Consider the following 22,458-nt stretch of genomic DNA (forward strand, 5'->3'; position numbering starts at 1 on the left):
TATGAGGATTCCGATATTAAAGCTTTATGACTGCTTGTTAGTCTCTATACAGTGGGAATTGGATGATGTGACAGCTCTTCAATTTCAAGAGGATTTACTGCATAAGATTCATGAAACAAGCGCGAATGGCGTTGTTATAGATATTACCTCAATAGATTTTATTGATTCTTTTATCGCAAAGGTATTAGGCGATGTCTTTAGCATGTCTAAGCTTATGGGGGCCAAAGTTGTAATTACGGGAATCCAGCCTGCTGTTGCAATAACATTGATTGAACTAGGAATTAGTCTCGATGATGTTCTGACAGCATTAGACTTAGAGAAAGGCCTGGAGAAATTACAACAGGAATTGGGGGATTAAAGAATGGAGTTCCAATCCTGCGTAAAAATCATAAATGAATGGGACATTGTAGCTGCAAGGCAGCTCGGAAGAAATGTCGCTAAAGAGTTGGGGTTCGGTACTGTAGACCAGGCCAGAATCACAACGGCCATTAGCGAATTGGCCCGAAACATATACCTATATGCTGGACAAGGCAGTGTTAGCATAGAAAAGCTAAATATAAATGGGAAGTCAGGATTGAAAATCATTGCAGAAGACCAAGGGCCGGGAATTGAGGATATCCGCAGAGTCATGGAAGATGGATATACCACCTCAGGGGGGCTGGGGGCAGGCCTTCCTGGAGCAAAACGTTTAATGGATGACTTTGATATTGAATCGATACCGGGTGAAGGGACTAAGATTATCGCGACGAAATGGCTCCGTTAGGGGGGGACTATGGATATTAGGGAGAACATGGAGAAAAAGTATCATGAGGCGCTTTCTACTTATCTTAAAGACCAAAATGAGCAGGCACTCTATCAAGGGCAGAAGATTAGCCGCCTACATATCAAATACAATATATCTCCAGAAGAAATCATAAGTATGCATAAAAATAACTTAATGGAACTTTACCCGGAATTACCGGGAAAAGTATTGGATTCTTTCGATTTTCTGCTAGAAGTCATGATGGGCTACGGCATTGCATACCGTGAGCATCAAAGCCTCAGACATCAACAGCAGGAATTGAAAACGGAAATCGAGATAGCGGCAAACGTTCAACATACTCTTTTGGAAACGGAGATACCTGATATCAAAGCTCTTGAAATTGGGGCGATCAGTGTTCCTGCGAGGCAGATGAATGGGGATTACTATCACTTCGTCCAGGATGAAAATGAGCGTATAGGTGTTGGGATAGCCGATGTCATAGGAAAAGGGATCCCTGCTGCGCTGTGCATGTCGATGATCAAATATGCGATGGACAGTCTTCCGGAGCATCGTCATGAACCGAAAAGTGTACTTGAGAGTTTGAACCGGGTTGTGGAGCATAATGTTGATCCAAGCATGTTCATAACCATGTTCTATGGTTTATATGATCCGCATGACAGGCAATTTTCCTATGCTTCAGCCGGACATGAACCTGGATTTTACTATGACGCAGCTACAGGTACTTTTAGCGATTTGGATGCAAAGGGCTTGTTGCTTGGCGTTGATAAAAAAACAAGGTATCGCCAATATGAAAAAACGGTGAATCGTGGCGATATGATCATTCTATTATCTGACGGAGTAACGGAGTGCCGCACGAATGATGGGTTCATAGAAAGGGAAACGCTTATTGGTTTGATTAAAAAAAATATGCATTTGCAAGCCCAGGAAATGGTGAATAATATATATAAACAATTGGAGAAAATGCAGAACTTCCAACTGAGGGATGATTTTACATTAATAATTTTAAAATCAAATGTTTAGCATTGTTACTGCTGGGTATAGATATAGGAATGAAGAGGATTTGAAGAGGTGGGTCAAGGATGAATATAACAGTAGATGTTAATGAATTGAATACTGAATTTAATGTAAAACTAAAAGGTGAAATCGATGCTTATACTGCGCCGAAACTAAGAGAATCACTATTTCCAATTTCAGAGCAGGAAAATGTTTCGATTACTATTGATTTAACTGAAGTTTCGTATATGGATAGTACGGGACTTGGGGTATTTGTCGGTGCTTTTAAAAGTGTTAGGGCACATAATGGCGAGTTCACGTTAGTTGGATTATCGGAAAGGTTACGACGTTTATTTGATATAACAGGTCTTGCAGATATCATTGATATAAAAAGTGGTACAGAGGGTGGGTTAGAATGAGTCAAGTATATGATTACATCGAAATGAAAATACCTGCAAAACCAGAATTCATCGGTGTCATTCGTTTAACGCTTTCTGGAATTGGAAGCCGGATGGGATTTGCGTATGATGAAATAGAGGATTTGAAAATCGCTACCAGTGAGGCTTGTACAAATGCGGTACAGCATGCATACAAGGATTCTGAAAAAGGTGAAGTGAAAGTAAGTTTCGGCCTTTATCCTGACCGTTTGGAGGTCATGGTTTCCGATAGTGGCAAGAGCTGTAATTTCGAGGAGGTTCGTCAAGGGCTAGGTCCATACGAAAATGGACAAAAAGTCGAACTTTTGAGAGAAGGAGGCTTGGGTCTTTACCTTATTGAAACTCTGATGGATGATGTAAAAATTCATCAGCATGATGGGGTTACTGTATTTATGACTAAGTTTTTAGAAGGAGAGCAGGTGGAGATGGATGCAAAAACAGTCTCAACCTAATCAGGCACAAAGAGAACAGGTAAATGAATGGATCAGAGCTTACCAGCAGAATCAAGATGAAGAAGCGCAGAGTAATCTCGTCATCCATTATAAAAGTTTGGTTGAAACAATCTCCCGTAAGTATGCGAAAGGGAAATCATTTCAGGAGGATATCTCCCAAGTCGGCATGATTGGTCTATTAGGTGCCATTCGACGATATGATGAATCTTTCGGTAAGAGCTTTGAGGCATTTGCCGTCCCTACTATTATCGGGGAAATCAAAAGGTTCCTTCGTGACAAAACATGGAGTGTCCATGTGCCAAGGAGAATTAAGGAACTAGGTCCGAAAATCAGGGTGACTGTCGAGGAGTTAACGACAACTCTGCACCGTTCACCAAGAATAGATGAAATAGCCGATAGTATTGGCGTGACCGAGGAAGAAGTTTTAGAGGCGATGGAAATGGGAAAAAGCTATCAAGCTTTATCCGTGGATCATTCTATTGAGGCGGATTCTGATGGCGGAACTGTCACATTGCTTGATATATTCGGAAATGTCGATGAAGGTTTTGAAAAGGTCAATCAGCGTCTTGTGCTTGAAAAGGTGCTTCATGTGCTGAGTGACCGTGAAAAGATGATCATTCAACATACTTATTTAGAGAATTTAAGCCAGAAAGAAGCTGGCGATAAGCTTGGGATTTCCCAAATGCATGTGTCAAGGCTCCAACGCCGCGCGATCAAGAAACTTCAAGAAGCCATTAATGCTGAAAACTCGGAGTTAATTCAGTGATCAAAGATATTCTAAGGGGAGAAAAAATAGAAGTCCTTGTCTCACAATCGTCTAAAAACGGGATGGTTTACTGTGGTGATGATTACTTTTTTCTTCATACGGATGAATACTTTGTATGTGTCCTGGCAGATGGGCTAGGCAGCGGGAAAAATGCATACGATTCCTCCCATGCCGTCATCGAGGAAGTTAAACGTAATCATGAGTTGGATGTGGAAGCACTAATGGCAGTGTGCAATCAAGTTTTAGTCGATAAACGGGGGGCAGCCGTTTCCATTTTGAAAATCTTTTATGATAAGAATGAATTTGTATACAGTTCAGTGGGTAACATCCGCTTTTTCCTGTATAATCCAAACGACGATAAACTCGTTTACCCTCTACCTGTTACAGGGTATTTATCCGGCAGGAAACAAAAATACAGGACGCAAAGATACAAATATGAACCAAATGCTAAATTCATTCTTCATTCCGATGGTTTGGAACTTAAGGGAGCTAAGTCTTTTTTAAAAAGGCTGGTCCCTATCGATAAGAACGCCCAATGCATATTAAAAAGCAGTCCATTAACTGCAGATGATACAACTTTCATTTTAGGAAGCTTACTTTCGCCATAATTCGGAAGTGAGCTTTTTTGTATGGAATTCGCAACTTCATCGCTCATTTGCTAGACTATATATATTAGAGCAAAAGGTTGGAGGTAAACAAAATGATCGTTGTAGAAGATACATTAAAAGAATTGATAAAACAAATATCCAATGAGCTGACTTTGAAAAATCATCAAGTTCAAAATGTCATACAGATGCTGCAAGAGGGGAATACTGTCCCTTTTATTGCACGGTACAGAAAAGAAATGACGGGTTCACTTGATGAAGTGCAGATTCGTTCCATTATGGAAAGATGGAACTATCTAGAAAACCTTGGCCAGAGGAAAGCGGAAGTTACTCGTTCAATTGGTGAACAGGGGAAATTGACGGAAGAATTAACAAAACAAATCGAAAAGGCAACAAAACTGCAGGAAGTCGAGGATTTATATAGGCCATTCAAACAAAAAAGGAGAACGAAAGCGACAGTTGCTAAAGAAAAGGGGCTTGAACCACTGGCCAATTGGCTTTTGGAATGTCAAATGCATCCTCGAGTCAGCGAAAAAGCAGCCGAATTCATATCGGCAGAAAAAGAAGTTCCTTCTATTGAAGAGGCTATTGCAGGTGCGCAGGATATCATAGCTGAACATATTTCCGATGATGCAGAATTAAGGAAGTGGATAAGGGCCGAAATTTTCAAAGCTGGAAAAGTGATTTCAACTGTGAAAAATGAAGAGAAGGACGAGAAAAAAATCTTCGAAATGTACTATGAGTATGAGGAGCCGGTTCAAAGAATCGTACCTCATCGGGTGTTGGCGCTGAATAGAGGTGAAAAGGAAGAGGTTTTGCGAATCTCCATTCAGCCCCGGACTGAAGTCATCGTTGGTCATCTGGAACGTAAAATCATTAAAAATAACAAATCTGAAGCCCAAGGTGTTCTTAAATCTGCGATAGAGGATGGACTTAAGCGTTTGATCATGCCTTCTGTAGAGCGGGAGATCAGAAAAGAGCTGACGGAAAAAGCGGAGGATCAAGCTATCCACATTTTCTCTGAAAACCTCCGGAACCTGCTCTTGCAGCCTCCGCTTAAAGGAAAAGTGGTCCTCGCCTTGGATCCGGCATATAGGACTGGCTGTAAGCTCGCTGTCATTGATGAAACCGGAAAGGTACTTGATATCAGTGTAATCTATCCGCATCCTCCTGCTGCGAAACTTCATGCTGCGCGTGAAAAAACGATCGATATACTTCAGCGGTTCTCGGTTGAGATCGTGGCGATCGGCAATGGAACGGCGTCACGTGAATCAGAGCAATTCATTGCAGATATTTTAAAAGAAGTGAAAGGGAACATTTCATATATCATTGTTAATGAAGCGGGAGCCAGTGTGTATTCAGCTTCGGATATAGCACGTGAAGAGTTTCCGGATCTTCAAGTTGAACAGAGAAGCGCAGTTTCGATAGGCAGAAGGCTTCAAGATCCCCTTGCTGAACTTGTTAAAATTGATCCGCAATCTGTGGGGGTAGGCCAGTATCAACATGATGTGTCTCAGAAAAAGTTAACGGAATCCCTCACCTTTGTAGTGGAAACAGCTGTTAACCAGGTGGGTGTTAATGTCAATACCGCTTCATCGTCTCTCTTACAATATGTAGCTGGTTTATCAAAATCGGTTGCCCAAAATATCGTGAAGAAAAGGGAAGTGGAAGGGAAGTTTTCAAGCAGGAAGGAATTAAAGAAGATTCCCCGGCTTGGTGCCAAAACATATGAACAATGTATAGGGTTCTTACGTATCATTAATGGAGAGGAACCTTTAGATCAAACCGCGATACATCCTGAGAACTACAGTGCCGTGAATAAATTATTGAAGAAAATGGGATTCACATCTGAGGATTTAGGCAGTGATGCACTGAATGAAGAGTTAGGTAAGCTAAATCCTGCTGATTTGGTCAATGAATTGGAAATTGGGGAAATTACGATCAAAGATATCATCGATGATTTGATGAAACCGGGAAGAGATCCTCGGGATGAGTTATCAAAACCGCTGCTTAAGCAGGATGTACTAAAAATGGAGGATCTGCAAACTGGGATGGAGTTACAAGGTACAGTGAGGAATGTTGTGGATTTTGGTGCGTTTGTGGACATCGGTGTTAAACAGGATGGACTGGTGCATATTTCTAAACTGAGCAACCGGTTTGTAAAGCACCCATTGGATGTAGTTGCCGTTGGGGATGTTGTCACAGTCTGGGTCGAACTAGTTGACTCCCAAAAGCAAAGGGTATCTTTAACGATGCTCGAGCCAAAGGATCAAAACTAGCCTAAGGTAAGCTCCTTCTATATTAGAAGGGGTTTTTTTGAAATGATGTATTTATTTTTGGAACAATGTCGAATCTATAATCTGAGACTTTCTTTCTTTTGATAAAAAAACCAACATTGATTCAACATCTTCACTTGATAATAATCCTTTTCATAAAAGGCTTTGCGGATTTGATTCTGGAACCAATTAGGCATAGCTTTTCCTCCCTTAGTTTCCTATTGTATTATTAGTCTATGTTATAATGGGTTGTCATGTTACCAAGGAAAGGGAGGGGGAAATGGATAATCGTCAATTGCAAAAACTAGTAGAAGAAATTTCGTTGAAAGACTTTAAAAAGGCCTTTAGACATCAAGCGAGTTTTAATCCGCGTCTCCGGACAACAGGAGGACGATACTTGCTCCGTTCACACAATATAGAAATAAATAAGAAGTATCTTGATGAACGCGGTGTGGAAGAAATGATTGGAATCATTAAGCATGAATTGTGCCATTACCATCTGCACATCGAGAAGAAGGGGTACCAGCATCGTGATGCGGACTTTAAGCATTTACTCAAAAAAGTGGGGGCACCGAGATTTTGCGAGCCGCTGCCATCTAACCAATTAAAGAAAAAGATGAATACAATTCAATATAAATGTGAAGACTGTCAGCAGGTATATATAAGAAAAAAACGAATCGACACTACCCGTTTCGTTTGTGGTAAATGTCGTGGAACACTGATTTACCAAGGGTTTAAGGAGAAAAAAACAAAAAAATAAAAAAACACAAAAGAACTCTTGACTTTAGGTTGCAACCTCTTTATAATCATAAGAGTCGACAAGATAACAACTTGTCCTTAACGAAAAACACTAAGGTCCTTGAGCGTGAAAAAGGAACCCAATTTTCATTATTCCGCAGTAGCTCAGTGGTAGAGCATTCGGCTGTTAACCGAACGGTCGTAGGTTCGAGTCCTACCTGCGGAGCCATTTTTTTGGGGAAGTACTCAAGAGGCTGAAGAGGCGCCCCTGCTAAGGGTGTAGGTCGCGTAAGCGGCGCGAGGGTTCAAATCCCTCCTTCTCCGCCAGTTACATATTTTTATATCAAGGCCCATTGGTCAAGCGGTTAAGACACCGCCCTTTCACGGCGGTAACACGGGTTCGAATCCCGTATGGGTCACTTTCTTATGCACAATCAAATACTGGTCCCGTGGTGTAGCGGTTAACATGCCTGCCTGTCACGCAGGAGATCGCGGGTTCGATTCCCGTCGGGACCGCCATTTTTTTAAAAAAACACTTGCCAAATAAATATTATCGTGATATAATATTATCCTGGCTGTTAATTAGCATTTAATTATTGGGCTATAGCCAAGCGGTAAGGCAACGGATTTTGATTCCGTCATGCGAAGGTTCGATCCCTTCTAGCCCAGCCATTTTTATTTAGAGCCATTAGCTCAGTTGGTAGAGCATCTGACTTTTAATCAGAGGGTCGAAGGTTCGAATCCTTCATGGCTCACCATTTATTTTCGCGGGTGTGGCGGAATTGGCAGACGCACCAGACTTAGGATCTGGCGCCGCAAGGCGTGGGGGTTCAAGTCCCTTCACCCGCACTGATATTTTTCTTCTTGACATCAAGTTGAAAAGGTGTTAAACTTACAAAGTCGCTTTCGCGGTCGTGGCGGAATGGCAGACGCGCTAGGTTGAGGGCCTAGTGGGGGAAACCCCGTGGAGGTTCGACTCCTCTCGGCCGCACCAATAACATCATAGAAATTAGCGCCCGTAGCTCAATTGGATAGAGCATCTGACTACGAATCAGAAGGTTGTAGGTTCGACTCCCGCCGGGCGCACCATATTTTACGGGAAGTAGCTCAGCTTGGTAGAGCACTTGGTTTGGGACCAAGGGGTCGCAGGTTCGAATCCTGTCTTCCCGACCATTCTTTCTTTCTGAAAATACTTTAAAATTAAATGCGGGTGTAGTTTAGTGGTAAAACCTCAGCCTTCCAAGCTGATGATGAGAGTTCGATTCTCTTCACCCGCTCCATTATTGCTCTTTGAAAACTGAACAAAACAAAGCGCCAACGTTAAATTTTAAGTGAGCACACACTATCAAAAAAGCAAATGAGCAAGTCAAACATTTCTTCGGAGAGTTTGATCCTGGCTCAGGACGAACGCTGGCGGCGTGCCTAATACATGCAAGTCGAGCGAATCGATGGGAGCTTGCTCCCTGAGATTAGCGGCGGACGGGTGAGTAACACGTGGGCAACCTGCCTATAAGACTGGGATAACTTCGGGAAACCGGAGCTAATACCGGATACGTTCTTTTCTCGCATGAGAGAAGATGGAAAGACGGTTTACGCTGTCACTTATAGATGGGCCCGCGGCGCATTAGCTAGTTGGTGAGGTAATGGCTCACCAAGGCGACGATGCGTAGCCGACCTGAGAGGGTGATCGGCCACACTGGGACTGAGACACGGCCCAGACTCCTACGGGAGGCAGCAGTAGGGAATCTTCCGCAATGGACGAAAGTCTGACGGAGCAACGCCGCGTGAACGAAGAAGGCCTTCGGGTCGTAAAGTTCTGTTGTTAGGGAAGAACAAGTACCAGAGTAACTGCTGGTACCTTGACGGTACCTAACCAGAAAGCCACGGCTAACTACGTGCCAGCAGCCGCGGTAATACGTAGGTGGCAAGCGTTGTCCGGAATTATTGGGCGTAAAGCGCGCGCAGGTGGTTCCTTAAGTCTGATGTGAAAGCCCACGGCTCAACCGTGGAGGGTCATTGGAAACTGGGGAACTTGAGTGCAGAAGAGGAAAGTGGAATTCCAAGTGTAGCGGTGAAATGCGTAGAGATTTGGAGGAACACCAGTGGCGAAGGCGACTTTCTGGTCTGTAACTGACACTGAGGCGCGAAAGCGTGGGGAGCAAACAGGATTAGATACCCTGGTAGTCCACGCCGTAAACGATGAGTGCTAAGTGTTAGAGGGTTTCCGCCCTTTAGTGCTGCAGCTAACGCATTAAGCACTCCGCCTGGGGAGTACGGCCGCAAGGCTGAAACTCAAAGGAATTGACGGGGGCCCGCACAAGCGGTGGAGCATGTGGTTTAATTCGAAGCAACGCGAAGAACCTTACCAGGTCTTGACATCCTCTGACAACCCTAGAGATAGGGCTTTCCCCTTCGGGGGACAGAGTGACAGGTGGTGCATGGTTGTCGTCAGCTCGTGTCGTGAGATGTTGGGTTAAGTCCCGCAACGAGCGCAACCCTTGATCTTAGTTGCCAGCATTCAGTTGGGCACTCTAAGGTGACTGCCGGTGACAAACCGGAGGAAGGTGGGGATGACGTCAAATCATCATGCCCCTTATGACCTGGGCTACACACGTGCTACAATGGATGGTACAAAGGGCTGCAAACCTGCGAAGGTAAGCGAATCCCATAAAGCCATTCTCAGTTCGGATTGCAGGCTGCAACTCGCCTGCATGAAGCCGGAATCGCTAGTAATCGCGGATCAGCATGCCGCGGTGAATACGTTCCCGGGCCTTGTACACACCGCCCGTCACACCACGAGAGTTTGTAACACCCGAAGTCGGTGAGGTAACCTTCATGGAGCCAGCCGCCTAAGGTGGGACAGATGATTGGGGTGAAGTCGTAACAAGGTAGCCGTATCGGAAGGTGCGGCTGGATCACCTCCTTTCTAAGGATAATTACGAGAGCGCTTTTGTTTTGTTCAGTTTTGAATGAGTAATTCATTCAAATAGGAAAGACGAACATCACGATGTGATGGATTCTTTCTGCTTTGTTCCTTGAAAACTAGATAATAGATAGAAGGCAATTAATTTTTTTCAAAGCATCTGTAAGATCTTTTTTAACGGTTAAGTTAGAAAGGGCGCACGGTGGATGCCTTGGCACTAGGAGCCGATGAAGGACGGGACTAACACCGATATGCTTCGGGGAGCTGTAAGTAAGCTTTGATCCGGAGATTTCCGAATGGGGAAACCCACTGTTCGTAATGGAACAGTATCTTTACCTGAATACATAGGGTACTGAAGGCAGACCCGGGGAACTGAAACATCTAAGTACCCGGAGGAAGAGAAAGCAAACGCGATTTCCTGAGTAGCGGCGAGCGAAACGGAATTAGCCCAAACCAAGAGGCTTGCCTCTTGGGGTTGTAGGACACTCAACATGGAGTTACAAAGGAACGGGGTAAATGAAGCGACCTGGAAAGGTCCGTCGAAGAAGGTAAAAACCCTGTAGTTGAAACTTCGTTCCCTCCTGAGTGGATCCTGAGTACGGCGGGACACGAGAAATCCCGTCGGAAGCAGGGAGGACCATCTCCCAAGGCTAAATACTCCCTAGTGACCGATAGTGAACCAGTACCGTGAGGGAAAGGTGAAAAGCACCCCGGAAGGGGAGTGAAATAGATCCTGAAACCGTGTGCCTACAAGTAGTCAAAGCCCGTTAATGGGTAATGGCGTGCCTTTTGTAGAATGAACCGGCGAGTTACGATTTCATGCGAGGTTAAGTTGATGAGACGGAGCCGCAGCGAAAGCGAGTCTGAATAGGGCGAATGAGTATGAGGTCGTAGACCCGAAACCAGGTGATCTACCCATGTCCAGGGTGAAGTTCAGGTAACACTGAATGGAGGCCCGAACCCACGCACGTTGAAAAGTGCGGGGATGAGGTGTGGGTAGCGGAGAAATTCCAATCGAACCTGGAGATAGCTGGTTCTCTCCGAAATAGCTTTAGGGCTAGCCTCAAGATGAGAGTATTGGAGGTAGAGCACTGATTGGACTAGGGGCCCCCAACGGGTTACCGAATTCAGTCAAACTCCGAATGCCAAATACTTATTCTTGGGAGTCAGACTGCGAGTGATAAGATCCGTAGTCGAAAGGGAAACAGCCCAGACCACCAGCTAAGGTCCCAAAGTATACGTTAAGTGGAAAAGGATGTGGAGTTGCTTAGACAACCAGGATGTTGGCTTAGAAGCAGCCACCATTTAAAGAGTGCGTAATAGCTCACTGGTCGAGTGACTCCGCGCCGAAAATGTACCGGGGCTAAACGTATCACCGAAGCTGTGGATTGACACCGTATGGTGTCGATGGTAGGAGAGCGTTCTAAGGGCGTTGAAGTCAGACCGGAAGGACTGGTGGAGCGCTTAGAAGTGAGAATGCCGGTATGAGTAGCGAAAGAAGGGTGAGAATCCCTTCCACCGAATGCCTAAGGTTTCCTGAGGAAGGCTCGTCCGCTCAGGGTTAGTCGGGACCTAAGCCGAGGCCGAAAGGCGTAGGCGATGGACAACAGGTTGATATTCCTGTACCACCTATACATCGTTTGAACGATGGGGGGACGCAGAAGGATAGGGTAAGCGCGCTGTTGGATATGCGCGTCCAAGCAGTTAGGCCGGAAACGAGGCAAATCCCGTTTCCATTAAGGCGGAGCTGTGATGGCGAGGGAAATATAGTACCGAAGTTCCTGATTCCACGCTGCCAAGAAAAGCCTCTAGTGAGATGTAAGGTGCCCGTACCGCAAACCGACACAGGTAGGCGAGGAGAGAATCCTAAGGTGTGCGAGAGAACTCTCGTTAAGGAACTCGGCAAAATGACCCCGTAACTTCGGGAGAAGGGGTGCTTTTTAGGGTGAATAGCCCAGAAAAGCCGCAGTGAATAGGCCCAGGCAACTGTTTAGCAAAAACACAGGTCTCTGCGAAGCCGCAAGGCGAAGTATAGGGGCTGACACCTGCCCGGTGCTGGAAGGTTAAGGGGAGAGGTTAGCGCAAGCGAAGCTTTGAACCGAAGCCCCAGTAAACGGCGGCCGTAACTATAACGGTCCTAAGGTAGCGAAATTCCTTGTCGGGTAAGTTCCGACCCGCACGAAAGGTGTAACGATCTGGGCACTGTCTCAACGAGAGACTCGGTGAAATTATAGTACCTGTGAAGATGCAGGTTACCCGCGACAGGACGGAAAGACCCCGTGGAGCTTTACTGCAGCCTGATATTGAATTTTGGTACAGCTTGTACAGGATAGGTAGGAGCCTGAGAAGCCGGAGCGCCAGCTTCGGTGGAGGCGTTGGTGGGATACTACCCTGGCTGTATTGAAATTCTAACCCGCGCCCCTTATCGGGGTGGGAGACAGTGTCAGGTGGGCAGTTTGACTGGGGCGGTCGCCTCCTAAAGAGTAACGGAGGCGCCCAAAGGTTCCCTCAGAATGGTTGGAAATCATTCGTAGAGTGTAAAGGCACAAGGGAGCTTGACTGCGAGACCTACAAGTCGAGCAGGGACGAAAGTCGGGCTTAGTGATCCGGTGGTTCCGCATGGAAGGGCCATCGCTCAACGGATAAAAGCTACCCCGGGGATAACAGGCTTATCTCCCCCAAGAGTCCACATCGACGGGGAGGTTTGGCACCTCGATGTCGGCTCATCGCATCCTGGGGCTGTAGTCGGTCCCAAGGGTTGGGCTGTTCGCCCATTAAAGCGGTACGCGAGCTGGGTTCAGAACGTCGTGAGACAGTTCGGTCCCTATCCGTCGCGGGCGCAGGAAATTTGAGAGGAGCTGTCCTTAGTACGAGAGGACCGGGATGGACGCACCGCTGGTGTACCAGTTGTCTTGCCAAAGGCATAGCTGGGTAGCTACGTGCGGACGGGATAAGTGCTGAAAGCATCTAAGCATGAAGCCCCCCTCAAGATGAGATTTCCCATGGCGCAAGCTAGTAAGATCCCTGAAAGATGATCAGGTTGATAGGTCAGAGGTGGAAGCATGGTGACATGTGGAGCTGACTGATACTAATAGATCGAGGACTTAACCAACGCTTTTTAAAAAATGAAATACCTTCTTATTATCTAGTTTTGAAGGAATGAAAATTTCTTCTTGCATTTTGACTTCATACATGTTATGATAATAAGTGTGCTAAAAGATTAAATGTTTGGTGGCGATAGCGAAGAGGTCACACCCGTTCCCATTCCGAACACGGCAGTTAAGCTCTTCAGCGCCAATGGTAGTTGGGGGTTTCCCCCTGTGAGAGTAGGACGCCGCCAAGCTATAATCTTTGTATTCTTTTTGAATAAACGGGAATACTACAATTATAAAAGAAACATTTATACCGTCGCGGGGTGGAGCAGTCCGGTAGCTCGTCGGGCTCATAACCCGAAGGTCGCAGGTTCAAATCCTGTCCCCGCAATCATGAAAAAAACGAAACTTAGGTTTCGTTTTTTTGTTTTATCTGTTATTCGAATAATATGTCCTTAACTTATTTGTTTCTTCTTTTGAAACAAGGTAAACTACATATAGAATGGTTTTTGTTCCATAATATTGCGTTTATGGTTCTCGACATGAACTATAGGACGGACGTTTTCCTAATAATGATAAAGGTGATTGATATATGCAACATGTTGAATGGATTTCTCGGAATGAGGAAGAAACAGCGCAATTTGCGCACAAATTGGCACAAAAGCTTTCCAGTGGAGATGTGCTGGCTCTAGAAGGTGACTTGGGTGCAGGGAAGACGGCATTCACAAAAGGGCTGGCTAAAGGATTGGGTGTTACCAGAATGGTGAATAGCCCTACCTTTACGATAATAAAGGAGTACATGGGTCGCTTACCTTTGTATCATATGGATGTCTATCGGGTAAGTGAATCGGAAGAAGATTTAGGCTTTGATGAATATTTTGATGGTGATGGTGTGACTGTCGTTGAATGGGCCCATTTAATAAAGGATCACCTCCCAGAGGAGATCTTGACCATTTATATCTATCGTTTGGGCGATACAAGACGGCGTATTGTTTTGGAAGCCAAAGGCGAACGATATGTAAAGTTATGTAAGGAGATTATTTGATGAAGGTTTTAGCTATAGATACATCGAATTTCACATTAGGGATTGCACTTGTAAACGGGAATCAAGTAATTGGTGAGTATACGACGAACCTAAAGAAAAATCATTCAGTGCGGGTAATGCCAGCAATTGAAACACTGCTGAGGGACTGTGATACTAAACCGAAGGAATTGACTAAGATAGTGGTCGCTCAAGGTCCAGGCTCCTATACAGGGGTCAGGATTGGAGTGACGATAGCGAAAAGCTTGGCCTGGACGCTTCAGATTCCGTTATCAGGTGTTTCCAGCTTAGAGGTTTTAGCAGCTAATGGACGTTATTTTAACGGGTTGATATCTCCCTTGTTCGATGCAAGAAGAGGGCAGATTTATACTGGATTATATGAAATGGAAAAGGATTCTTTAAAGACAGTCATTGAAGATTGTAATATTCTATCCTCTGAGTGGGCGAATCAATTGAAGGAATTAAATCGTCCTGTTTTATTTGTTGGTCAAGATGTTGACATCCATCGGGTTGCAATTACCGATGCATTAGGTGAATTAGCGGTATTTGCTCCAGTACAGTCATATAATTCAAGGCCAAGCGAACTGGCCTTCATTGGTCTTGATAAGGCTGAAGTGGATGTTCACCAGTTTGTACCGAATTATATCCGCATGGCTGAAGCAGAAGCTAAGTGGCTTGAACAGCAGGGGAAATAAACAAGAAAGCGACGATCATTATGAGTAAAACATTGACGTTCCGAAAGATGAATACGGCAGATATCGACCAAGTGCTTAACGTGGAAAAGCAGTCCTTTACTTTGCCTTGGAGCCGGGAAGCTTTTTTTAATGAATTGAATCATAATCAATATGCTGTATACATGGTGATAGAGGATGAAGGGAAAATTGCCGGTTATTGCGGTGCCTGGATCGTCATTGATGAATCGCACATCACCAATATTGCGATATTACCAGAATACCGAGGGCAAAAGCTTGGAGAAGCTTTGCTCAGGAAGATGATTGAAATCTCCATTTCAATGGGTGTGGTGAGGATGACACTTGAGGTCCGTGTCAGTAATGCCGTAGCCATTTCGCTTTATGAAAAACTTGGTTTCCAAAAGGGCGGAATCCGAAAGAATTATTATACAGACAATCAAGAGGATGCTTATGTTATGTGGGTGAATTTTTCATGAAAAAAGATCAAATTATATTAGGAATTGAAACAAGCTGTGATGAAACTGCGGCAGCCGTCATAAAAAATGGAACGGAAATACTGAGTAATGTCGTGGCTTCACAAATAGAAAGTCATAAACGTTTTGGCGGTGTCGTCCCGGAAATAGCTTCCCGTCATCATGTAGAACAAATTACTATTGTTCTTGAAGAAGCACTGCTGGAAGCGGGTGTGACATATGAAGACTTGGATGCCATTGCCGTTACAGAAGGTCCCGGCCTTGTAGGGGCACTATTAATAGGTGTGAATGCGGCGAAGGCTGTAGCTTTCGCACATGGAATACCAATTGTCGGTACGCATCATATCGCTGGTCATATCTATGCAAATCGGCTTATTCAGGAGATTGAATATCCTGCGCTTTCTTTAGTCGTTTCGGGAGGTCATACGGAATTGGTGCTTTTAGAAGAACCGGGTTCTTTCAAGGTGATCGGGGAGACGCGGGATGATGCAGCAGGGGAGGCGTATGATAAAGTGGCTCGAACCTTGGGGCTCCCTTATCCTGGCGGGCCTCATATCGACAGGCTTGCGCAAGAAGGCTCACCATCTTTGAAACTGCCTAGGGCATGGTTGGATGGCAGCTATGACTTTTCTTTCAGCGGGTTGAAATCAGCGGTAATCAACACTTTGCATAATGCAGAACAGCGCGGGGAAAAAATTGAACCTAAAGATTTAGCGGCAAGTTTCCAAGCAAGCGTGATAGAAGTGCTTGTAATGAAAGCTGTGAAGGCTGCAAAGGAATATAATGTGAAACAGGTATTGCTTGCTGGAGGAGTTGCGGCAAATAAAGGCCTTAGGGAAGCATTAACGGAAGCTTTTAAGGATTTACCTATGGATATATCCATTCCGCCCCTCTATCTTTGTACCGACAATGCTGCCATGATTGGTGCTGCTGGCAGTGTCATGTTTGAAAAGGGAAAGCGATCCGGTTTGGATTTGAACGGAAATCCTGGATTGGATATAGAAGCATTTTAATGGACGAGAAGACAGGATCCGTCACTTTGGCATCCTGTCTTTTTATCGTGTTAATAAAATAATAGAATATTCTGTGGATAAAGTTTTTTTGATAATCATCCTGCATGTGTATAAAGGGGTATTTTTGTGGATAAGTGGATATGTTTCTGTGGATAATGTGTATAAATCAAATTAATGGCTAATGAGCGGTAAGTGGTTTGTTAACAAGTTTGTGGATAACTTTCAATCGACACTTTGGTGGAAAAAAAAAAGACCGAGTCATGAAGTGAACCCAAAAAGTTAGACACTTTATTTACTTAGGCAGCCTTGAGGGCATGAACCCGGTAATCTACTGGGCTCATGCCTTTTAATTTTACCTTAATTCGTTGATGATTGTAGTAATAGATATATTCTTCTAGTTCTTGTTTGAAATGCTCCATGCTTTCAAATTCATGAAGATAGAGTAATTCGGATTTTAATAAGCCAAAGAAGTTTTCAATGACCGCATTATCAAGACAATTTCCCTTGCGGGACATGCTTTGTATAATATTATGTCTTTTCAAATCATGTGAGTATTGTTTCATCTGGTAATGCCAGCCCTGATCTGAATGGAGAACGGGGGAATCTTTCGGTTCCAATCGTATAAAGGCTTGGTCAAGCATCTTGGAGACTAAGGGATAAACAGGACGTGATTCGATATTGTAAGCAATGATCTCTCCATTATATAAGTCTAGAATGGGCGATAAATACAATTTCTCACCGTGTAAATGAAATTCAGTTACGTCCGTAACCCATTTTTGATTTGGCTTTGTTGCCTTAAAATTACGATTGAGGATATTAGGCGCAACCTTTCCAATCTTGCCTTTGTATGAACGGTATTTCTTCATACGGACCAGACACTTTAGTCCCAACTCCTTCATCAATCGAAGGACCGTTTTATGGTTCAATGAAATCCCTCTATTACGTAATTCCAATGTAATGCGACGATACCCGTATCTCCCTTTATTCGTATGAAATATCTCCTGGATAACTGGCTTTATTTCTTCGTATTTATCCTGACGCCCGAAGGCGTTTATCCAATAATAATAGGTACTCCTTGAGAGATTTGCGACTGACAGAAGTAGCTTTAAATTAAAATCTCCCCTTAGTTCATGTACTACTTTTGCTTTTTGCGTTCGGACGCTTCGCTTTCTTGAACTAAGGCTCTCAACTTTTTTAAATATGCATTCTCTGCACGTAATCTTTCATTTTCAGCCTGTAATGCCTCTAATGACCCTTCTACTGGTTTTTTCTTCGTTTCTTTTTTCATGGATGGACGCCCCTTTTTCTTCGTTTCAAGAGCGTCAACTCCGTACTCCTCCAATTGCTTTAGCCAATTAGTAATAGTAGAAGGAGAAGCAATGTTATACACAGCAGCTGCATGGGTACTAGACACTCCAAAATCGTTCATATAGTTTAGTACATCCATCTTAAAGCTAATATCATAATTTGTATAGGTGGACATTAGCCCTTCTATCCCATGTTCTTTATAATGCGCCACCCATTGCTTTAAAGGAGTCAAACTGATATTAAATTGATTGGCTACAGTTCTGAATGAGTCCATTCCTTCTAAATAAGCAAGGACAGCTTTTAATTTCAACTCTAATGAATATTTTGTCATAAAAAAAGCACCTCCAATTGTTAGATGGTGTCTAACAATTGGGGTGCAGTTCAGTCAATTGACTCGGTCTTTTTCATTCTTCCAGTTCAGCCCATTCTTCGAGAAGCTGATCCAAACTTTCTTGTGCATGATCAAGTTTTGTTTGGACTTCCATTACCTTTTCGTGGTCCTGAAAAACATTTGGATCACATAGGAGGTCATTATATTCGTTTATTTCGGTTTCAAGAAGCTCCATGGCTGCCTCGATTTCCTCAATGCGCCGTTTTCGCTGGCGTTCAGCTTTTTTTGCTTCTTTATCAATTTTGTAATTTGTTTTTTCTACAGCCGCATCTAAAGATTTAGCCTGATCCTGCTGTTCAAGTGCTTGGATTTCCGCTTGCTCCTGTTTCTTCTCTATATAGTAATCATAATCACCGAGGAATTCTTCGTTGCCGTCTTTGGAGAGCTCTATCACTTTCGTTGCTATCCGATTTATGAAATAACGGTCATGTGAGACGAATAGAATAGTTCCCGGATAATCAATTAATGCATTTTCAAGCACCAATTTACTATCGAGGTCCAAATGGTTCGTTGGTTCATCAAGAATTAAAAAATTGCCTTTTTGCATCATCATTTTGGCTAGAGCAAGCCGGGCCTTTTCGCCCCCGCTTAGTGTGGAAACGGTTTTCAAAACATCATCCCCGCTAAATAGGAAATTACCGAGTACGGTGCGAATGTCCTTTTCCGGTTTAAGGGGATAGTCGTCCCATAATTCATTGAGTACGCGTTTATTGGAAACAAGGTTAGCCTGTTCTTGATCGTAGTAGCTGACTTCTACGTTCGTTCCAAAACGGAAATCCCCAGAAAGGGCAGGCAGCTTGGAAATGATCGTTTTCAATAAAGTTGATTTTCCAACTCCATTTGGGCCGACAAGAGCTATGCTCTCTCCTTTTGTCATCCGGGAATTAATATTCTTTGATACCGTTTCCCCTTCGTATCCGATAGCCAGGTCCTGGAGGTGGAGTACTTCATTTCCGCTTTGCCTTTCAATCTGGAAAGAAAAATTCGCGGATTTTTCATCACCTTGCGGCTTGTCCAGTACATCCATCTTTTCGAGCTGTTTACGTCTGCTTTGTGCTCTTTTCGTTGTGGAAGCCCTCGTGATATTACGTTGGACAAAATCGCGAAACTTTTCGATTTCCCCTTGCTGTTTCTCGAACAGTTTCATGTCCCGCTCATAATCTTCCGCTTTTCCCTCTAGGTAAGAACTATAATTACCATGGTATTTTTTCATGTTATTCCGGGAAATTTCATATACCAGGTTTACTACTTTATCTAAAAAATAGCGGTCATGGGAAACAATGAGGACAGCTCCCTGGTAGCCTTGTAAATATTGTTCAAGCCAAGAGAGGGTTTCGATATCCAAATGGTTCGTCGGCTCATCCAGAATCAATATATCCGGTTTCCTTAAAAGCAGCTTACCTAAGGCAAGCCTTGTTTTTTGACCGCCGCTTAAAGTGGAAATTGGGGTAGAATAGTCAAAGTCGGCAAACTGAAGACCATGCAATACGGAACGGATATCCGCTTCATATTGATAACCGCCTTTCTCTTTGAATGCCACCATCAAAGTGTCGTATTCATTCAGCACTTTTTGGTAAACCGTTTCGTTTTCAAAGATGTCAGGTCTGGCCATATCAGCCTCAAGGCGACGCAGTTCCTTTTCCTGCTCTATAAGGTCAGTGAATACAGTAAGCATTTCATCCCAAATGGTCAATGCGGATTCCAATCCAGTATCCTGGGCCATATAGCCGATGGTGACGCCTTTTGGTTTGATTATTTCACCGCCATCATGGGAAAGCTGCCCGGCAATGATTTTTAGCAGAGTGGATTTGCCGGCGCCATTTCGGCCGACAAGGGCAATTCGATCTTTATTTTGAACTTCGAGCTTCATATTTGATAAAATAAGTTCAGCTCCATAATATTTCGATAGTTGATTGATTTGTAATAAAATCATAGATTTCACCTCAATTGATTACTGTTAGTTTAACGTATTTTAGTTATTATCGGCAACAGCTTGGTTCCAAGCTGAAAGAAAAGCTGTTACATAAAGTGGAATAATAGTGTATGATTTAGGAGGGGTTACTTAAATGGGAGACTTAACGCATTTTAATGAACAGGGCAGGGCCAAAATGGTCGATGTGAGTGCTAAGCCTGAAACAACCCGGACGGCAGTGGCTCAGTCGAGCATTTTATTGAATGATGAAATATATGAATTGGTCACGAACCATAAAATGAAAAAAGGTGATGTACTGGCTGTTGCACAAGTTGCAGGAATCATGGCCAGCAAAAATACATCCAATATAATTCCGATGTGCCATCCCATTGCTCTGCAAGGGGTCAATATAGCCTTTGATTGGGAAAAAGAAGAACAAGGATATAGGCTTAGGATTGAAACGGAAGCTAAGACAAAAGGGAGTACAGGTGTGGAAATGGAAGCGTTAACAGCTGCATCCGTGACTGCCTTGACTGTTTATGACATGTGTAAGGCCATTGATAAGGGAATGGTGATCGGGCCTACATTCTTAGTGGAGAAAACAGGCGGAGTGTCTAGTAGCGATTATAAAAGGCAAGTAAAACGAACAGATAGAGATTAAGTTGAAAAGCATGTGTGAAGGCGGGGAAGAACAATGAACCATGACCCAAAGATACCGCAGGCAACAGCCAAAAGGTTGCCATTGTATTATCGATTTTTAAAGAACTTACATTCCTCAGGCAAACAAAGAGTTTCCTCGGCTGAGCTAAGTGAAGCCGTAAAAGTGGATTCTGCTACCATTCGCCGTGATTTTTCCTACTTTGGCGCGCTTGGGAAAAAAGGCTACGGTTACAATGTCAATTATTTATTATCCTTCTTCAGAAAAACACTTGATCAAGATGAATTGACCAAAGTCGCTTTAATCGGAGTGGGAAATTTAGGAACCGCTTTTTTAAATTACAATTTCATGAAAAATAATAATACAAAAATTGAAATGGCTTTCGAAGTATCTGAAGAAAAGGTCGGCAAGCGAATAGCTGATGTGCCCATCTACCATATGGATCAAATCGATACACTATTGCAGGAAAATAATATTACTGCAGCGATATTGACAGTGCCTGCACAGGTAGCCCAGACGATAACCGATCGTCTAGTCAAAGCTGACATAAAAGGAATATTGAATTTCACACCTGCACGGCTGACCGTGCCGCCATCCATAAGGGTCCACCACATTGACCTGGCCGTGGAACTTCAGTCGCTCATCTACTTCCTGAAACATTATCCGGTAGTGGAAGAAGCGGCTTTGGAGGAATGAAAAAACGCTGCATTTATGCAGCGTTTTTTTATTTTTTCTTATTTTTTTGTGCGGCTTTAATCTTAAAGTGCAGCATGATCATGCGTAATCCCGATCCAAAATCAAGAGTTGCAATAAGGACAAGTATGTAGGCAAAGAGTCCCCATCCAGAAGAATTGACGGTTTGAATTGCGATAGCGGTAAAAAGAGCCCCTAAGCCTGCATAAATGATGCCCATGAATAATGGTGATTGACGTTTCATAATAAACCTCCGATGAAGGCCTGTGCAGTATCTAGCATCTTCTCAATATCCTCCCGATATACCACTTGAAGGATGATAACAAGCGTGTTCATCGCAATATGAGCGCTCATGGAAACGAGAATGCGGCCTGTTTTCGCATAAAGGAAAGCAAAAGTGAAGCCCATTGCCGTATATAAAAGAAGATGTTCAAATTCACCATGCGCCAAGCCGAAAATAACTGAGCTGATTAAAGCTGAAATAAAGAAGTTAAAGCGTTTATGAAGTGATCCGAAAATAATTTTACGGAAAATTAATTCTTCCAATATAGGTCCAATTACTGAAGTGACGAAAATGACCATGGGGACTTTGTAAATGAGTGAAATGAGTTGCTGCGTATTTTCAGATTCAGACTCCACCCCAAGCATTTGTTCAATGCTTCCGGCAATGCTCTGCGCAAAAAGAGCCATGAACACTCCTGCAATTGCCCATAATATGGACATGGATACGGAAGTTTGGTTTCTCGTGTCCAGCTTTTCCCTCATATCTTTTCTCATTAAAAAAAGAATCAAGAATAAAGCAGCGAGAAAACTGAAAACTATCCAGTATGCTGCAGATTTCACTTCGAGTTCATCAGCCGGCATTCCGGTATAAGACCCGATCAGCATGAAAATGGGTACCCCGACAATACTGGATAATTGCATGGCAATATAAGTGATGATGACGAACCAATATTCTTTTTTCAAAAATGAAAACTCCTTTTATAGTCACCCATCCGCTTGGAACGTTACTAACATGGGGACAATCTATAAACGCATACTACAAAATGGTATCAAAAATTGGGGCAGAACACCACTTAAAGGTACCCCTAACATGACATTTCAATGACTAAGTTTAGGAAATCATTATGCTAAAGTAGTTTACCCGTAATTTATCAGAAATTAATAAAAAATTTTCAATAAGATACTTGCAAAAAAGGCTCGGTTTATTTAATATTATAAATGTGTTAGC

Annotated in this window: 20 protein-coding genes, 12 tRNA genes and 3 rRNA genes; 30 read left to right on the forward strand and 5 right to left on the reverse strand. The window is 43.5% G+C overall.

Annotated features, from left to right (window positions below; genetic code table 11):
- Position 1 precedes the first annotated feature (1 nt).
- From AC0VX1_RS01485 to AC0VX1_RS01520, 8 genes are all read left to right on the forward strand, one after another.
- Positions 2-358: an STAS domain-containing protein gene (locus AC0VX1_RS01485; RefSeq protein ID WP_048682053.1), complete on the forward strand. Its 357-nt coding sequence runs from the start codon at positions 2-4 to the stop codon at positions 356-358.
- Positions 359-361: 3 nt separating this feature from the next.
- Positions 362-763, forward strand: a complete 402-nt coding sequence (locus AC0VX1_RS01490; protein ID WP_048682056.1) for an anti-sigma regulatory factor — start codon at positions 362-364, stop codon at positions 761-763.
- A 9-nt stretch (positions 764-772) separates the two neighbouring features.
- Positions 773-1,783 (forward strand): PP2C family protein-serine/threonine phosphatase, encoded by a 1,011-nt coding sequence (locus AC0VX1_RS01495; protein ID WP_034306371.1) that lies wholly within the window; start codon positions 773-775, stop codon positions 1,781-1,783.
- Between the two features lie 59 nt (positions 1,784-1,842).
- Positions 1,843-2,175, forward strand: a complete 333-nt coding sequence (locus tag AC0VX1_RS01500; protein ID WP_034306369.1) for an anti-sigma factor antagonist — start codon at positions 1,843-1,845, stop codon at positions 2,173-2,175.
- Complete coding sequence (gene rsbW, locus AC0VX1_RS01505; protein WP_034306366.1) at positions 2,172-2,645, forward strand: anti-sigma B factor RsbW; 474 nt, start codon at positions 2,172-2,174, stop codon at positions 2,643-2,645. Before AC0VX1_RS01500 ends, rsbW begins: the two co-directional genes overlap by 4 nt.
- A complete protein-coding gene (gene sigB, locus AC0VX1_RS01510) occupies positions 2,623-3,411 on the forward strand; it encodes an RNA polymerase sigma factor SigB (protein ID WP_034306363.1) in 789 nt (262 codons plus the stop codon). The genes rsbW and sigB overlap by 23 nt, the downstream gene beginning before the upstream one ends.
- Positions 3,408-4,019 carry a PP2C family serine/threonine-protein phosphatase gene (locus AC0VX1_RS01515; RefSeq protein WP_475469651.1) on the forward strand — a complete coding sequence of 204 codons (612 nt, stop codon included), beginning with the start codon at positions 3,408-3,410 and terminating at the stop codon, positions 4,017-4,019. The genes sigB and AC0VX1_RS01515 overlap by 4 nt, the downstream gene beginning before the upstream one ends.
- Positions 4,020-4,111: 92 nt before the next feature.
- Positions 4,112-6,295: a Tex family protein gene (locus AC0VX1_RS01520; RefSeq protein ID WP_413024261.1), complete on the forward strand. Its 2,184-nt coding sequence runs from the start codon at positions 4,112-4,114 to the stop codon at positions 6,293-6,295.
- 74 nt (positions 6,296-6,369) lie between these two features.
- On the opposite strand, the gene cmpA is transcribed toward AC0VX1_RS01520, so the two are convergent.
- Complete coding sequence (gene cmpA / locus AC0VX1_RS01525; RefSeq protein ID WP_089364909.1) at positions 6,370-6,489, reverse strand: cortex morphogenetic protein CmpA; 120 nt, start codon at positions 6,487-6,489, stop codon at positions 6,370-6,372.
- A gap of 83 nt (positions 6,490-6,572) precedes the next feature.
- Here cmpA and AC0VX1_RS01530 point away from each other — a divergent pair, with 83 nt between their 5' ends.
- From AC0VX1_RS01530 to tsaD, 20 genes are all read left to right on the forward strand, one after another.
- Positions 6,573-7,052, forward strand: coding sequence for a SprT family protein (locus AC0VX1_RS01530; RefSeq protein WP_475469652.1), 480 nt, complete (start codon positions 6,573-6,575; stop codon positions 7,050-7,052).
- Between the two features lie 132 nt (positions 7,053-7,184).
- Positions 7,185-7,259, forward strand: a tRNA-Asn gene (locus AC0VX1_RS01535).
- A gap of 7 nt (positions 7,260-7,266) precedes the next feature.
- Positions 7,267-7,357: transfer RNA gene (locus AC0VX1_RS01540), tRNA-Ser, on the forward strand.
- Between the two features lie 20 nt (positions 7,358-7,377).
- A tRNA-Glu gene (locus tag AC0VX1_RS01545) sits at positions 7,378-7,449 on the forward strand.
- Positions 7,450-7,473: 24 nt separating this feature from the next.
- Positions 7,474-7,549 (forward strand) — tRNA-Asp (locus AC0VX1_RS01550).
- A 78-nt stretch (positions 7,550-7,627) separates the two neighbouring features.
- Positions 7,628-7,702: transfer RNA gene (locus tag AC0VX1_RS01555), tRNA-Gln, on the forward strand.
- A 10-nt stretch (positions 7,703-7,712) separates the two neighbouring features.
- A tRNA-Lys gene (locus AC0VX1_RS01560) sits at positions 7,713-7,788 on the forward strand.
- A 9-nt stretch (positions 7,789-7,797) separates the two neighbouring features.
- A tRNA-Leu gene (locus tag AC0VX1_RS01565) sits at positions 7,798-7,879 on the forward strand.
- Positions 7,880-7,938: 59 nt separating this feature from the next.
- A tRNA-Leu gene (locus tag AC0VX1_RS01570) sits at positions 7,939-8,024 on the forward strand.
- A gap of 18 nt (positions 8,025-8,042) precedes the next feature.
- Positions 8,043-8,119, forward strand: a tRNA-Arg gene (locus AC0VX1_RS01575).
- 7 nt (positions 8,120-8,126) lie between these two features.
- A tRNA-Pro gene (locus tag AC0VX1_RS01580) sits at positions 8,127-8,203 on the forward strand.
- Positions 8,204-8,236: 33 nt separating this feature from the next.
- Positions 8,237-8,310: transfer RNA gene (locus AC0VX1_RS01585), tRNA-Gly, on the forward strand.
- A gap of 95 nt (positions 8,311-8,405) precedes the next feature.
- Positions 8,406-9,956 (forward strand): 16S ribosomal RNA (locus AC0VX1_RS01590).
- Positions 9,957-10,132: 176 nt separating this feature from the next.
- Positions 10,133-13,065, forward strand: a 23S ribosomal RNA gene (locus tag AC0VX1_RS01595).
- 115 nt (positions 13,066-13,180) lie between these two features.
- Positions 13,181-13,296, forward strand: a 5S ribosomal RNA gene (rrf, locus tag AC0VX1_RS01600).
- The 16S, 23S and 5S rRNA genes sit together here with 12 tRNA genes alongside, the layout of an rRNA operon.
- A 66-nt stretch (positions 13,297-13,362) precedes the next feature.
- A tRNA-Met gene (locus AC0VX1_RS01605) sits at positions 13,363-13,436 on the forward strand.
- A 201-nt stretch (positions 13,437-13,637) separates the two neighbouring features.
- The gene (gene tsaE / locus AC0VX1_RS01610) at positions 13,638-14,090 is read left to right on the forward strand and encodes a tRNA (adenosine(37)-N6)-threonylcarbamoyltransferase complex ATPase subunit type 1 TsaE (protein ID WP_475469653.1); all 453 of its coding nucleotides are present in this window, start codon (positions 13,638-13,640) and stop codon (positions 14,088-14,090) included.
- Positions 14,090-14,782 (forward strand): tRNA (adenosine(37)-N6)-threonylcarbamoyltransferase complex dimerization subunit type 1 TsaB, encoded by a 693-nt coding sequence (gene tsaB / locus AC0VX1_RS01615; protein WP_053533462.1) that lies wholly within the window; start codon positions 14,090-14,092, stop codon positions 14,780-14,782. Before tsaE ends, tsaB begins: the two co-directional genes overlap by 1 nt.
- Before the next feature lie 20 nt (positions 14,783-14,802).
- Positions 14,803-15,255 (forward strand): ribosomal protein S18-alanine N-acetyltransferase, encoded by a 453-nt coding sequence (gene rimI / locus AC0VX1_RS01620; protein WP_053533463.1) that lies wholly within the window; start codon positions 14,803-14,805, stop codon positions 15,253-15,255.
- A complete protein-coding gene (gene tsaD, locus AC0VX1_RS01625; protein WP_413011351.1) occupies positions 15,252-16,265 on the forward strand; it encodes a tRNA (adenosine(37)-N6)-threonylcarbamoyltransferase complex transferase subunit TsaD in 1,014 nt (337 codons plus the stop codon). Before rimI ends, tsaD begins: the two co-directional genes overlap by 4 nt.
- A 296-nt stretch (positions 16,266-16,561) precedes the next feature.
- On the opposite strand, the gene AC0VX1_RS01630 is transcribed toward tsaD, so the two are convergent.
- Together AC0VX1_RS01630 and AC0VX1_RS01635 are read right to left on the reverse strand one after the other, a co-directional pair.
- A protein-coding gene (locus tag AC0VX1_RS01630) for an IS3 family transposase (protein WP_475468012.1) occupies positions 16,562-17,904 on the reverse strand; the annotation gives its coding sequence in 2 pieces (ribosomal slippage) (positions 16,562-17,463 and positions 17,463-17,904; 1,344 coding nt in all).
- Between the two features lie 73 nt (positions 17,905-17,977).
- The gene (locus AC0VX1_RS01635; RefSeq protein ID WP_475469654.1) at positions 17,978-19,897 is read right to left on the reverse strand and encodes an ABC-F family ATP-binding cassette domain-containing protein; all 1,920 of its coding nucleotides are present in this window, start codon (positions 19,895-19,897) and stop codon (positions 17,978-17,980) included.
- Positions 19,898-20,030: 133 nt separating this feature from the next.
- On the opposite strand from AC0VX1_RS01635, the gene moaC reads away from it, so the two are divergent.
- Both moaC and AC0VX1_RS01645 read left to right on the forward strand, forming a co-directional pair.
- On the forward strand, positions 20,031-20,537 hold the full coding sequence (moaC, locus tag AC0VX1_RS01640; RefSeq protein ID WP_034306347.1) for a cyclic pyranopterin monophosphate synthase MoaC: 507 nt from the start codon (positions 20,031-20,033) through the stop codon (positions 20,535-20,537).
- A 33-nt stretch (positions 20,538-20,570) separates the two neighbouring features.
- The gene (locus AC0VX1_RS01645) at positions 20,571-21,230 is read left to right on the forward strand and encodes a redox-sensing transcriptional repressor Rex (RefSeq protein ID WP_034306345.1); all 660 of its coding nucleotides are present in this window, start codon (positions 20,571-20,573) and stop codon (positions 21,228-21,230) included.
- Positions 21,231-21,258: 28 nt separating this feature from the next.
- On the opposite strand, the gene AC0VX1_RS01650 is transcribed toward AC0VX1_RS01645, so the two are convergent.
- Complete coding sequence (locus AC0VX1_RS01650; RefSeq protein WP_034306342.1) at positions 21,259-21,471, reverse strand: YdiK family protein; 213 nt, start codon at positions 21,469-21,471, stop codon at positions 21,259-21,261.
- On the reverse strand, positions 21,468-22,193 hold the full coding sequence (locus AC0VX1_RS01655) for a CPBP family intramembrane glutamic endopeptidase (protein WP_034306339.1): 726 nt from the start codon (positions 22,191-22,193) through the stop codon (positions 21,468-21,470). The genes AC0VX1_RS01650 and AC0VX1_RS01655 overlap by 4 nt, the downstream gene beginning before the upstream one ends.
- Positions 22,194-22,458: the final 265 nt, after the last annotated feature.

This window comes from Peribacillus sp. QJM3NY_7, assembly GCF_056173225.1.